We start from the raw sequence: 13676 nt of genomic DNA on the forward strand, positions 1-13676 counted from the left end.
TAGGGGCGGTGCCAAGAGTGCCCGCCCTGAGTTTTGAGTAGGGGCGGTGCCAAGAGTGCCCGCCCTGAGTTTTGAGTAGGGGCGGTGCCAAGAGTGCCCGCCCTGAGTTTTGAGTTAAAATATCCAGACTTAAAAGCAGGTGATTTAATCAGGAAGCCTTGTAAAAGTTATGAGTTTTGAGTTAGATAAGTTTTTAATTCAAAAAAATTGTTGTACTCAAAATTCATAACTTTCTGCATAACGGGCAAGCTTACGATCGCAAAATTTTCCGATAGCGAGCTTGAATTACCGAGTAGATGCCATAGGCAATTAAACCCAAAGGTACTAGACCCAAAATCACTGGACTAAAAGGCTGTTGTCCCAGAATTGCCAACACCTCGCCCAATCCCTTCGTTTGACTGGCATCTGATAGCTTGGCTGCTTGAATTAAGAAAATACCGATTATAACGAAAACAATCCCACGGGCCGCAATTCCGAATCGACCCAACCGTATCGCCCAAGTTTGCTCGGTTTGGCTCATTTCATCTAGCTTGAAATGGCGGCGAAATTTGGCTTTATATGCTTCGTAGAAATAAGAAAATCCTACGCCAATAACAATTGATCCTGCCAATCCTACCAGCCATTGTCCAAACGGTTGCGCTAAAATTTGGGCTGTCAAATCTTCGGTTGTATTGCTCTTACCACCGCCCGAACCCATTATCAGTTTTACAGCCGTTAAAGCCAAACCTGCGTATCCTAAAGCACTTAAGCCGTAGCCAATGCGTTGGGCAATTCGCTTGGCATCCAATTTGTCTCCTTGGTGTTCTGGGTCGAGAATTGTCTGAACGATACGCCAAAGGGCATAACCAATAATGCCAATCGTTACAAGAAATAGCAGAAATTTACCGAAGGGTTGGTTAACAATTTCTGATAATGCACCGCTAGTATCGGTTGTCCTGCCGCCCATACTAAAGGCTGCTTGTGCTGCTAAAAAACCGACAATAAAGTAAACTAAGCCTTTGGAAGCATATCCCAATCTTGCCAGTCGCTCAAACCAGACATGAGAAGTTGCCTGTCCAATTGAGTGTTTAATGCTGTCGGTGGGTAAGTTGTGCGGTTTCATATTTTTTGACAATTTAGTTGTTCACGACTGCTGCCATAGGCAATGGTGCATTCCTTTCCAGTTAACTGAGTTCTTAAACAGATAATTTATGTTATTATTTATTAAGTTAAAATTACCTTGTTGAGAAATTTTTGTCATCTGTCTTGAGCGGGAGTGTCATCGGTTGATTGAGTGATAAAATTCACATTAAGTGGGCTTGACAAATATAGCTTTATGGGTTATTAAATGGCTTCCCTGATGGAGCAGTTTGCCAGGGGTCTAGTATATCTTTGATTAAAACTTCTTTAACCCAAATTTGAATAACAATTAGAATTGGTAGCCCTAAAAATAATCCCAAAAAGCCAAAGAAAAATCCGAATGCTGTCAAAAGAGCTAAGGTGTAAGCGGGAAGCAGAGATACCTGCTTTTCCATAATGATAGGTGTGACTAAGTTGCCTTCAACTTGTTGAATTAGGAAATAAAGCAACAACACCGCGCCTGCTTTTGAAGGCGAATCTAATAAAGCCAGCAGCAACGGTGGAATTACGCTTAAAATTGCGCCCATATAGGGAATTAAGGCTAATATGAATGCGAGAACGCCGTTCACAAAAGGCAGGGGAACTTGCAAAACCAACAAACCAATAATGCTCGTAATACCAATAAAACTCATGCTTAATGCAACGCCGGCCAACCAACCCATTAAACCCTCTTCGCATTTTGAGAGAATTTCATCGGCTCGCTGACGGTAAAAAGCCGGAAAAAGGCTGATAGCTGCGTGGCGGTATGGCATCGGATTTACCAGAAGCATGATTGTCAAAATGGTAATTAATAAGGTATTGAGAATCAAGCTGAGATAGTTGGAAAACAACAGATAAATATGCGAACTTGTCCACCGAAAAAGCGTTTTAATTTCTTGGGTTAAATCGTCAATACTCGGAAGGTTATCAAAAATTGGTCCGGGTAATCTTGCTTGCAACCAATAGAACCAAACTCGCAGTTGTTCTATTCCTAGCGGGACGAGTTGGGACAACTCTTGAAATTGATTGCTCAGGCGCGTTACGATGAGAGTTAGCAAGACAGCGCTCGCTGTGACTAGAATCGCAATTGCTAAGGCGATCGCCACTCCCCGCTTCGCACCCGACTGCTGCAATCTTCGCACTAAACGGTTGAGAGCGATCGCTATAATTACGGCGGTAAAAAACAGTAAAACAATCGTTCTAATTGTCCACAAAATATAGAGGGAGGCTACCAAAGCCAAAAAACCGATCCACTTTCCTAAACCCACAACAAAAGCCTCTCTATTCACCCACACTTAACTGGAGCAGGGAGATTTTTTTGGCTAAACTTTCTACAGCGAGAGTGAGCGATCGCATCAATTCCGAATCCTCACTGTACTCTGCAGAAGCCAAATTCATCAGCCGCTGACTTTGGCTAATTTCTATTTCCTGACTCCACTCTTGTGCGGTAGTATCTTTATAAACCCCAATCGTTATTCCCTGTTGTTCATTCAAAAGCGAAAAACAAGGAATATCTGATGCCCCATCACCCACATAAATGACTTGCGTTAGCGGGATGTGCAATTCTTCCGCCGGAACATCCCGATAAACAAATGTCGTGCCATCGTCTTTTGGAGAGTTGTCAACGCCTTTGGCAAGTTGAAACAAATAGCGAGTTTTTTCCGTGTGAGTTACAATTTTTTTGACAAACTCAATCTCGCCTTCTTTACCATAATGGAACTCGCAACCCCACATCGCCTTAAACTTGGGGGCGATGCAATTATTACGGGCAATTTCCACCATACCGCAGCTAATTAGATAAAATTCAACTTCCACTTTGGGGTTGATTGCATAAGCGCTTTGGCGTAGGCGAGCGAACATTTCCGCAACGCCATCAAAGGGCGCTAATTTTTTCCCAAAATTGGCTATATATTGCTGGGTTATTTTGTTCCCTTGACGCTTAGATTCCTCGATAAGTGCGTAAAATCTGGCTAGAATATTGTCCCAACCGCTATCAATTAAAGGTTGAATTCGATCGCGACGAAAGGCGAGGGCATCAATATTGAGGCTTTCTAACAGACTATCGACGGTATCCGGGACAAGGGTATCGTCGAAGTCAAACACGACGGCGATATAGTTAGATAAAGGTTTGGTTGCGAGAGTCATAACAATTTGAAAGTGAAGGTTAACTAACAACAGCAACTTGATAGTTGCGATTTTCCCAATTTTGGGAAATAGTCCAGAAAAAAGTAAAGTGAATCGGAGATGTTTGATTGTGGTCGATTGCAATATCTAACAATTCAATTCCGATTGCTGTTGAGGAGGAGTTTGTATCTGTAACAGTTAGCCAGTTATCGCCAGACAAATGTAACTATTATTTTTGCGAAATTATGGCACGTTCACCTGCTAGCGCCACTATAAAAACCCTGTTTAACTTCCTCCTCCACTCGTTCCACTTATCCCGGTCAGTTGTAAAAGATAGATAACTGCAAAGCCGGCAAAAAATATCCCTGCAATTACCGTTCCACCCCAGATAAACTTCGAGGGTCGCAATTCCTTGGGCAGCATTCGATGATTCACATAAAGCGTTAATCCAGTCACAATGGGAATGTGAGCTGCTTCAATGCCTCCAGCCATTTGTAGCAAGGAAACGGGTTCGCCGAAAATCAGATAAATCGCAATGGGTAACGCAGCTAACAGCACTATAATATAAAATCGCTGCAAAAATTTTTCATTCGTCCAACGACCCTGCACGCCAAATCCTTGCAGTAAAATTTGCGTGCCATCGGCAAACATCCGCCCAAAGCCATCTTGGACTGAAAGCGTGGTGCTACCAAAAGTAATAAAAACAATTGCCACCATAAACCAAAAGCCAAATGGCCCCCAAAGGTCGCCTAGCAAACTACCCAAAATTTCTGCTACTTGTTGTTCTTTTGGCACTAATCCTTGGGGACGCAACAACTCGCCACCGAGAATCAAAAAAGCGAGTGCCGCTAACAGCGCACCCACGACTGCTAAGGTGTTGGATAAACTCATTAAAGTCACCCAACCCTGCAACCTTTTTACTTGTTCGTGGCCGATTTGATTAAAATCAAGGGGTTGTTCTTGTTTGAGGGAAGCAGCACCGTATCCTCTGGCTTCCACCCAATAGGAATACCACATCAATCCTGCTGCCCCTGCTAGCATAAAACCTAGCCAAGGTAGGATTTCTTGATATTGCACGTTTTGGGGAATTTGAGGCACTAAACCCGCTGCGAATTGTCGAAGGTTGGGAAAAACAAAAATCGCCGCGGCTACCACTGCCAACGTGCGGCCGATGCCGATAATTGAGGAAATTTTTTCAACAACTTTATACTGCCCCATGAACACAATTGCTGCCGTCACAGCGATAATAATCACCGTCCAAAGTTTAACTGTTCCTCCTGTTACTAGAATCAGTGCTGTAGCGGCGGCACCTGCAAGTCCGGCAACCGTGGAAATTGCTACTATCACCTGCGGCAATAAAATCAGCCAAATCGTCCAATTTTTTGGCCCAGGAATTTGCTTAAAACCTTCTAAAATCGTTGCGCCCGTACAAACCGAAAACCGCCCGACTTCGTTGTTGATAAACCACTTGAGGATAACAGCGGCTAGCAGCGCCCACAACAGCGAGTAGCCGTAAAGTGCTGCAATTCGAGGTGTAAATAGTAACTCACCAGAACCAGCAGCCGAAAGCATCCATAAAAAACTCGGCCCCAACCATTTAAAGCGATCCCAACCCTCTGGTGGCTGCGGGATTTGTTGATTTGTATTTTCACCCTGTTGGTTAGTTATTTGTGCAGAAGAACTGCGATTGCTATCTCTATTCATTGTTTGTTATTACTCGATTAGTAACTGGTCAACACCGATCGATTTACCCACGATTTATGGTGAGGTTGAAATTGTGGATTTTCATATTCCGGTGCTTCACAGCTTGTTAAAACGACGCTTGCTGCTGGCTTTTACCCAAAGTCCGATTAAACTTATATCTTGCACCATTCTCAATTAGCCTTTTAGGAACAGGCAAGATGCCTGTTCCACAAGAAAATCTACTCTTTGTGGAACGGGCAAGATGCCCGTTCTTGAGAATGCTGCAAGATGTGAGATTAAACCAAAGACAACTACGATCGCCAGCAAAAACGTTAGATTGAACTGAATGCCAAAGCCACTTGCATGATTGTGGCAACGTAAAACTCACAGCAGGTATTGGCCAATTGCAAATGATGGTACGCGCCAAGCCAAAAAAACTGCTGCTAGTCCCAAAAAAACGGCAATGTCCACAACGAATGCGATCGCACTCAGGCTTGACTAGGTTCTCAAGTTTGAGAGAGGACTTTTCCTTCCCAATTACAGCGAGAGAACCAGCTAGAAGTATCCACAATCGCGTTCGTGGTTGAATTTTTGAATGGGTTAGGTTTTCTTGTACTCAAGGAATTAATTTTGTACAAAGATACCTCCTAAGACTGCCACTCTTACATTTTTACCCTACACCTATGTCGGGCAATGATTGTGCAAAATTAAAGCAAATAGCCAAATATATTACTTAAGATATATTGCTTTTACATTCAATTTTAAAATCACCAAACTTAAGATAGATGCTGCACGGCTATTTTTTCTCTACAGAGACTTTTTAGAAAAACCCAAAGTTCATTCTCAGGTTAGGCGCGTCGCTATTGTTTAGTTTGTATGCTGAGAACTACGAAGTTCATATAATTTAACAAGAGCGAGATGACACAAAATAGCGATCGAGCAAGCCAAGCAATAGAATTGCTGGGTCAACAAAAGTTGGAACTAAGCGATCGCGATCGTGAAGAGATCATTGAGCGCATCCGTCCCACTGCCTTAATCATTCACGAAACGATTAGGATTGAGGGTGAAAGTGAGTTGTGCCGTCCAGTTTCAGCCCTAGCTTGGTCTGGATTAGCCGCAGGACTATCTATGGGATTTTCCCTGGTGGCTCAAGGTGTACTCCAAGCAAATTTACCCCAGCAATCTTGGAGTTCCATCATTGTCAGCCTTGGGTACAGTATCGGCTTTGTCATCGTGGTGATGGGGCGTCAGCAGTTGTTCACTGAAAATACCCTGACTGTCATTCTGCCTTTGTTAAACGATCGCAGACCCAAAGTTTTTATGCGAGTGCTGCGATTATGGGGAATCGTGTTAGCAAGCAATTTGTTAGGTGCATTCATATTTGCCTCAATAGTTGCACAGGTTGGAGTCTTCCCGCCTGAATTTCAAACAGCGTTTGGCGAAATAGGTTTAAGAGTTATCGATGGAGGATTTTGGATAACTTTATTGCGGGCAATCTTTGCTGGTTGGTTAATTGCTTTAATGGTCTGGCTTCTCCCCGCCGCTGAGTCTTCCCAACTGTGGGTAATTATTATCATCACTTCCCTGGTTGGGCTAGGTGAATTTCCTCATATTATTGCCGGATCGGTGGAAGTTTTCTATGCAGTGGCAATTAAAGCTGTTTCGTGGCCAGAATATTTTGGCAAATTCATGATACCTACCCTAATTGGTAATATTTTAGGCGGAGTTACCTTAGTTGCTGCCTTAAACCATGCCCAAGTTGCTCAAGATGACCTCTAGAAATTGCACTCCAATAAACTATATCAAGGGCATGGAGAACCCCGATTTCTCTAAGAAGTCGGGGATGTGCGATCTTAAGATAGGAGGAGAGTGATGATGACTACAAACTGGCGTGGCTATCGAGTTGCAGCTTGGGTAGGACAGGCGTTATTAACAATAGCAGTAATAGCTGCTCTGAGTCAGGGAAAATGGCAAAATGCCTTGGGGTTAGCCTTATTCTTAGTAGCATCCCTGGCGTTTGTGGTGATGGAAGATAGCTTGCCAACGCTGTTTGATTTCCTGTTTGTGCTTGCTGCCTTACTCAACGCCGGAGGCTGGGTTTTCGGACTGTTTTACCAACCGGGACCTTATGATGAAATTGTTCATGCTTTCACGACTTTTGCCGTGACTTTAGCATTGAGTTTTTTAGCATACAGTTCAATGCTGACTATTTTTCGTAACCATAAAATGCTGTACTTGCTAACAATAACCAGTTTTGGGATTGCGATTGGGGCTTTGTGGGAAGTTGCCGAATGGACGGCTGGTATTGTTCTCTCAACCGAAGTGATTGAGAGTCTGAATGATACGATTGTTGATTTGATTATGGATAGTGTGGGAGCTGCAATAGCTGCCCTAACTAGCTTATGGACGTTGCAAGAATGGATGCGCCCCAGTGCGGCAGTTGGGAATCAAGCATCTAATCAAGCATCTATGGCCAATAGTGCCAGCGATCGCACTTAACTCGCAAATTTCTCATTTTTTCTTCAAACATCTTTCATCAGATAGATATTTTCTTATTGCCTCCGACAGATGGCAAGCCTTGGAGAGTTGAGGTTAAATAGATACATAAGCAACATTTTGAAAGAATGTAGAACCTAGAACACAGACAATCGACCCTTAGCAAAAGTAAAATTTTAATAATTAATTTAAATTTTCACATTATTACTGCAAGAGGTTGGTTGTTTTGATTAAGGAGGATTTTATGAAAATAAAATCATTTTCAACGGCAATTGGACTGGTTCTGTTGGGTTCAACCCTTTATTTACCGGAAATTGCTCAAGCTAGTCCCAAACCATCTATCCAAGTAGCTCAACGAAGAGTAGTCGGCTCGGAGATAGACAGTTTTACCGCGTATCCAGTACAGCGATTAGAGCCAGGAACTGAACTATTTTTCGTGCTGCGAGGAGCCCCGTATTCGAGAGCTACCTTGACTATCCCCAATGCAGTGCAAAATCTGCCGATGCGGGAGGTTCAACCGGGAGTTTACGAGGGAAGCTACGTGATTCGCGAGGGCGATCGAATTTCCGAAAATACAGTTGTGCGGGCAAATTTGCAACAAGGCGATCGCATCAGTAGCACCCGCTTGCAACAACCTCTAGTTGCTGGTTATAACGATCGCGGCTTTCAATCTTTGTCTATTAACCGCTTCATTGCTCAACCAGTACAGCAGTTAGCTCCGGGAACCACGCTCAATTTCAAATTGCTCGGCACTCCCAACGCTACAGCTAATTTCTCCATTGAAGGAGTTGCTAATAACATTCCCATGCGGGAAGAATCCAACGGCGTTTACACAGGGGAATATACGATCCGCAGCCAAGATTATTTCCCCCCTGCAGGTGCGGCGGTTACTGCTAGTTTGCAGTCGGGAAATCAAGTTATTCGTTCCCGTTTAGATCGAGAGCTAATTGCTGGCGATGATGGCAGTTCCAACACTGCCGAAATCCCGCTAGAAATTATCACTCCCCAAGAAAATGCTCGCGTCAGCGGGACGGTGGAAGTGGAAGGACGCAGCGCCCCAAATGCGACAGTTAATGTCAACGTTCAGGCTACCTCTTCTGTGGCAGGTTTGTTTGGAGTTGAACGAAATATCCTCGAACGCACAATTCGGGCGGATGAACAAGGTAAATTCAGTTTTGCTTTTAAGCCGACCATTTCTCTACCAGGAACCCGATACGAGGTTAATCTCAGTTCTAGTAGAGGCGATCGCACCAGTGAAGAAACATTGGTACTGTTTCAAAATTGAGCGGTGACTCGCGACTATTTGCCCGCCCAAAATCGGGCATACTGAATCCCGAATGCTAGCAGGTAAAGCAGAAATTGTTCTGCAAAATCTACCAACGCCTTTGACTGTCACAATGGTGCGCGAAGATGGAGGGCTGCTGAAAGTTAAACCCATGTCTAGTTCTCAAACAGGGATGGTAGCAGTTTCCAGAGATGAAACGAGTAACTTTGATAGCAATCAAGGGGTTTTAAGAATTCAACCTGACGGTCAAGTGTTTTTGAATTAGGCTATAAAAAGACCGGGTTTTGAACACAAATTCTGTAGCTTCATCAACAAAATAAACAGAAAAAATTTTGGAGGTTTTTCAATGGTTAATAATCGTTTGAACAATTACACTCAAAAGCTCTCGAATGCTAAGGGAGGAGCGATCGCACTCGCACTAGCAACTATCCTGCTTCCGGCTTGTACTACCCCACAGCGGGAAGCAACGGCACCTGCACCTGCACCTGCACCAACCGGTTCGATTCCCACGACAACCGAGAATGTGGTTGATAACACAGCACAACTAATTGGCAAAACTGTGACCGTCAGAAGCGAACCAGTCAAGAAATTGGGGCCATCGACCTTTACAGTTAGCGATAAGGACTTTTTTGGCAGCGAACCGATTTTGGTTGTCAATGCCACCGGCAAGCCTTTTGTGCTGCCGGCTGAATCAGGTCAAGAAGTTCAAGTAACGGGAACAGTTCGCAATTTTGTCCTTGCAGATATTGAGCGCGAGTACAAATTAGGCTTAGAGTCAAACTTGTACGCCGAGTACGAAAGTAAACCTGCGATCGTTGCACAATCGATGGCGCTAGCCCCCACACCGGGTGAACTCACCTCAAACCCCCAAAAATACTACGGCAAGACACTGGCGGTCAGCGGTGAAGTCGAAAGCCTCAGAAGTCCAAACTCGTTCACTTTGGATGAAGACAAATTAATTGGCGGACAAGACTTGTTAGTGATACACACAGTTCCAAAACCAACCGTGCAAGAAGGTGAGAAGGTTGCCGTAACCGGCGAGTTGCGTTCGTTTGTCCTCGCTGAACTTGAGCGGGACTACGATCTGCAATGGGATTTGACATTGAAGCAGAAGCTAGAAGCCGAGTATACCAACAAACCTGTGCTAGTTGCTACAGGGGTATATCCCTCCGCGATTCCTCAGTAACCAATAGGCCTCTGTCATAACTACTGCGGGGAGTAGGGGTTAGGCATCCTGCCTGCCCTTAACGAAGTTTTCGGGAGAAGTCTAATAGCTAACCACAAGGCGATCGCTTGCCCCATGAACACAAGCAGAACCTTTTTCTTGCCTCGTTTCTTTTGATGATAAATTCAGCAATAAGGTGTATATAATGAATCAACCAGAATCCTTGTCGCAACCGCTGACCCAAAGCGAATTCGTCGCAACTTTTCGCTTGTTCAGCAGATTTAGCTTCTGGATACAGTTATTCTTGGGTGCTGTTTCCGGCATTGTTTTATTATTTGCTATGTTGGGTCGCAACATGAGCGAACAAGCCAATAATGCAGGTATTGGTTTCGGGGTATTTTTAGCAATAATTGGTCTGTTATTGCTGTGCTTTAGAATTTTTTGGGATTTTCGCTATAGGCTTTTAGGCCGACTTTTGCACGCCGAAAATTCCCAGGTATATCCCAGCAAAGAACATATTACTCACACCTTACGGATTGGATTAGTTTCTAGTTTGGTGGGGGTATTAATCGCGTTTGTTGCTTCTGAAGAAACAGTTGCTGTAGTCCTAGCGAAAACTCTTAGTCAGCCCCAAGCGATGGCAGCTTATGCGCCAGAAAATGTGATTCGTTCCCTAGATATTTTTGTGACGATGGCAAACGTCAATTTGATTGGCGCTCACTTTTTTGGAGCTGTTACTTCTCTTGGGTTACTCAATTGGGTAGAAGATTAGTTGGCAGCATTGGCGATCGCTAAAGGCAAACACCACTCCTATGTCGTTAGGATTGACAAGGCCTGACCGATTTAGATTTAACTAAGGTTGGTGGCGAAAGCACTGTCTTGGCGAAAGAGAGCGAAGACAGTGCAGCTACAAGCTAAGCAAGGTGGCTATTGGGATGAACATCTAATCTGAAATTGGTAGCGATCGCTCCTGCTAATGGTAGTTAGCCTAATCAACCGTTTTTTTTTCGTAATTCATTTATTATATTGAGAGATATTTCATCTATTTTTAGATTGATAGATTTTGAATCGGGACAAACAAAACTTAGGTTCGTATTCCGAAAGATGAGCTATACCCGTGGCATTCAGCTTGCTAAATAGCCCTGTTGCCGTGTTTATTAACACAGCCATGTTACACAGTTTCTCTATTAGGAAATTTACTGCAATGAAAGACCTCTGGTATAAAAACGCAATTGTCTACTCCCTCGATGTTGAAACCTTCATGGACTCGGACGGCGATGGTGTCGGCGACTTTCAAGGACTTATCAACCGCCTAGACTATTTATCCGCGCTAGGAATTACTTGTTTGTGGTTGCTGCCGTTTTATCCTTCCCCTAACCGCGACAATGGTTACGACGTGATGGATTACTACAACATTGATCCGCGACTGGGAACCCTGGGAGATTTTGTCGAGTTCATGCACCAAGCAAAGGAACGAGGCATTCGCGTGCTGATCGATCTAGTAGTAAATCATACGTCCCATCAGCATCCTTGGTTTGTGGCATCCAAAAGCGATAAAAACTCCAAGTATCGCAATTACTACGTGTGGTCAGAAAATCCACCCAAAACAGATCCAGAATTGCTGGTGTTTCCCGATGCTGAGGAGAGTATTTGGGAGTACGACGAACAAGCAAAAGCTTACTATTTGCATCACTTCTACAAAGAACAGCCAGATTTGAATATTGGCAATCCGGCGGTACGAGAAGAAATCTGCAAAATTATGGGTTTCTGGCTAGAACTGGGCGTGTCTGGATTTCGCATTGATGCTGTTCCCTTTTTAATTAAAGGAATTGGCATCGAAGGTGCAGACCCCGAAAGCCTGCGAGGTTTCTTGGAAGAAATGAGAGATTTTGTGTCATCGCGTCGGGGTGATGCAGTGTTGCTGGCAGAAGCAAATGTCGATCGCGAGCAAATTTCTATCTACTTTGATAAGGGCGACAGAATGCACATCCTGTTCAACTTTTTGCTGAACCAGCATCTGTTTTTGGCACTGGCGCGTCAAGAATCCACAGCATTGCGCGATGGACTAAAAATCTTACCGGATATTCCTGATATTTGTCAGTGGCTTAATTTTGTGCGCCATCATGATGAACTGACGCTAGACCGCATTACTTCATCGGAACGAGAGGAAATTTTTGCAGCGTTTGCCCCTGAGAAAACTATGCAAATTTTCGGGCGTGGGATTCGTCGTCGCTTACCACCGATGATGGGAGGATCTCGCCGCCGGATTGAACTGGTCTACAGCTTGCTTTTCACCCTGCCTGGTACACCCATGCTGCGCTATGGCGAAGAAATTGGCATGGGCGATGACCTTTCGCTGGAAGGTCGAGACAGCGTGCGGACGGTGATGCAATGGTCAGATGCCGCGAATGGTGGCTTCTCGACGGCTGCAACTGATGCCCTTGCCAGACCTGCGATCGCCCACGGAGAATATGGTTACAAACAAGTCAATGTCACCGCAGCGCAGCGCGATCCTGCCTCATTAATTAACTGGATGGAACGTGCAATCAGCATCCGCAAGCAATGTCCTGAGTTGGGTAGGGGCAAGTGGCAAATTCTGGAAACCGACTCTCCCTCGGTGTTAGCCCACTGCTGCGACTGGAAAGGCAGGACGGTGATTGCTGTCCACAATCTAGCCGACAAGCCTTGTACCGCTACGCTCAAATCTAACGAATACAGCAATCTGTTCGATTTATTTGGCGATCGTCTCTATGAATCTCTCGATGCCGACTCGCCCTCTATTCCCTTAGAAGCCTACGGCTATCGCTGGTTTCGAGTCAATCGAATCCAGGCGTAAACAAGTTAAAGTTGATGGGAAAACTAGCGACGTGGGCTCGTAGGAATGTACTTAGCAGTATTCTTGTCTGGAAGCGGTTCTATCTGACCTTGATTGACCAAAGCTTGATGAATTAGGGCAGTAGCACTACCCCGACTGAGCAACTCGTTCGGATTAAGAACTGTGGGATCTGGATAGTTGACCACTATCTTTGCCTTTGTCGCTGCTGCCACTGGCTCAACCGCATATTTAGGAAGTTTCCCCGCATCTTTATAGTACGAATTGAGAAAATCTAATGCCGAATTTTTAGTAGGCGCAGTTGCAGCTTTTGTCGTTGTTGGTGGAACAGCCTTAGCCGGTTTAGGTGCGGGCGCAGCCGCAGGCTGCAGCCTTGCCACTACAGGTAATAACGGCTGCATCAAAACAGTCGCTGCGAGGGGAAATGCCAAACGGTTCCTAGCAATTCGACGTTTATTTACTGGAGTTGGCTTGGCTGCAGTTACAGCCGCTGGATCAGTTTTGACAACAGGGGGATTGTAATCCATATTTAAACCCCTCATTAACACAACTAATGCTTGTGCCTTAGTCAAGGGCTGCTTGGGACGAAACTCCTTTCCAGGAAAATCATTCATAAATCCCGTTTCATAAGCTTCTTGAATCGGAGTTTCGGCCCAATAGTTTTTAGGCACATCCTTAAAGTAACTTCCACTCGGTATCTTTCTAACGCTTGCTCGATTAAAAGCTTGGTGGATCATCGCCGAAAATTCATCCCGATCCACAACCTGTTTTGGTCTAAAAGTTCCGTTTACATATCCGGTAACAATCTCTTTTTCAGCTAAGGAATCAATAAACGGACGCGCCCAGTAATTCGGCGGTACATCAGGAAATTTCGATTTAGCTTGTTGAGCAGCAACTTGCTGGGAACTTAGCACAAAACCAGTGCCACTGACACTAACGGCTAAAGCTAAAAAGGCTACGCTGATTGACGGTAAATGCCTGCGAGTAGACAT

At 44.6% G+C, this 13676-nt stretch carries 14 protein-coding genes; 9 read left to right on the plus strand and 5 right to left on the minus strand.

Annotated features, from left to right (window positions below):
* Positions 1 to 250 precede the first annotated feature (250 nt).
* From QT990_RS04795 to QT990_RS04810, 4 genes are all read right to left on the minus strand, one after another.
* Positions 251 to 1102 carry a DUF1206 domain-containing protein gene (locus tag QT990_RS04795; RefSeq protein WP_333144373.1) on the minus strand — a complete coding sequence of 284 codons (852 nt, stop codon included), beginning with the start codon at positions 1100 to 1102 and terminating at the stop codon, positions 251 to 253.
* Between the two features lie 211 nt (positions 1103 to 1313).
* On the minus strand, positions 1314 to 2387 hold the full coding sequence (locus QT990_RS04800; RefSeq protein ID WP_333300269.1) for an AI-2E family transporter: 1074 nt from the start codon (positions 2385 to 2387) through the stop codon (positions 1314 to 1316).
* On the minus strand, positions 2380 to 3243 hold the full coding sequence (locus QT990_RS04805; RefSeq protein ID WP_333144371.1) for an HAD hydrolase-like protein: 864 nt from the start codon (positions 3241 to 3243) through the stop codon (positions 2380 to 2382). The genes QT990_RS04800 and QT990_RS04805 overlap by 8 nt, the downstream gene beginning before the upstream one ends.
* 264 nt (positions 3244 to 3507) lie before the next feature.
* On the minus strand, positions 3508 to 4926 hold the full coding sequence (locus tag QT990_RS04810) for an Nramp family divalent metal transporter (protein WP_333144370.1): 1419 nt from the start codon (positions 4924 to 4926) through the stop codon (positions 3508 to 3510).
* Between QT990_RS04810 and QT990_RS04815 the strand changes: the two genes are divergently transcribed.
* The 9 genes from QT990_RS04815 (at position 4910) to QT990_RS04855 (ending at position 12687) form a co-directional block, all read left to right on the plus strand.
* A complete protein-coding gene (locus QT990_RS04815; RefSeq protein ID WP_333300272.1) occupies positions 4910 to 5104 on the plus strand; it encodes a hypothetical protein in 195 nt (64 codons plus the stop codon). The genes QT990_RS04810 and QT990_RS04815 overlap by 17 nt on opposite strands.
* 19 nt (positions 5105 to 5123) lie before the next feature.
* A complete protein-coding gene (locus tag QT990_RS04820) occupies positions 5124 to 5246 on the plus strand; it encodes a hypothetical protein (RefSeq protein WP_333144369.1) in 123 nt (40 codons plus the stop codon).
* 577 nt (positions 5247 to 5823) lie between these two features.
* Positions 5824 to 6684: a formate/nitrite transporter family protein gene (locus QT990_RS04825; RefSeq protein WP_333144368.1), complete on the plus strand. Its 861-nt coding sequence runs from the start codon at positions 5824 to 5826 to the stop codon at positions 6682 to 6684.
* Positions 6685 to 6777: 93 nt separating this feature from the next.
* Positions 6778 to 7404, plus strand: a complete 627-nt coding sequence (locus tag QT990_RS04830; protein WP_333300274.1) for a hypothetical protein — start codon at positions 6778 to 6780, stop codon at positions 7402 to 7404.
* Between the two features lie 241 nt (positions 7405 to 7645).
* The gene (locus QT990_RS04835) at positions 7646 to 8686 is read left to right on the plus strand and encodes a hypothetical protein (RefSeq protein ID WP_333144366.1); all 1041 of its coding nucleotides are present in this window, start codon (positions 7646 to 7648) and stop codon (positions 8684 to 8686) included.
* Positions 8687 to 8738: 52 nt separating this feature from the next.
* A complete protein-coding gene (locus tag QT990_RS04840) occupies positions 8739 to 8951 on the plus strand; it encodes a hypothetical protein (protein ID WP_333144365.1) in 213 nt (70 codons plus the stop codon).
* Between the two features lie 81 nt (positions 8952 to 9032).
* The gene (locus QT990_RS04845; protein WP_333144364.1) at positions 9033 to 9872 is read left to right on the plus strand and encodes a hypothetical protein; all 840 of its coding nucleotides are present in this window, start codon (positions 9033 to 9035) and stop codon (positions 9870 to 9872) included.
* A gap of 184 nt (positions 9873 to 10056) precedes the next feature.
* Entirely contained in the window at positions 10057 to 10623 is a 567-nt protein-coding gene (locus tag QT990_RS04850) for a DUF3611 family protein (RefSeq protein WP_333144363.1), read from the plus strand.
* 432 nt (positions 10624 to 11055) lie between these two features.
* Positions 11056 to 12687: an alpha-amylase family protein gene (locus tag QT990_RS04855; RefSeq protein ID WP_333144362.1), complete on the plus strand. Its 1632-nt coding sequence runs from the start codon at positions 11056 to 11058 to the stop codon at positions 12685 to 12687.
* A gap of 23 nt (positions 12688 to 12710) precedes the next feature.
* On the opposite strand, the gene QT990_RS04860 is transcribed toward QT990_RS04855, so the two are convergent.
* Positions 12711 to 13676, minus strand: a complete 966-nt coding sequence (locus QT990_RS04860) for an S-layer homology domain-containing protein (RefSeq protein WP_333144361.1) — start codon at positions 13674 to 13676, stop codon at positions 12711 to 12713.

This window comes from Microcoleus sp. T3_B1 (assembly GCF_036700445.1).
Classification (GTDB): Bacteria; Cyanobacteriota; Cyanobacteriia; order Cyanobacteriales; family Microcoleaceae; genus Microcoleus.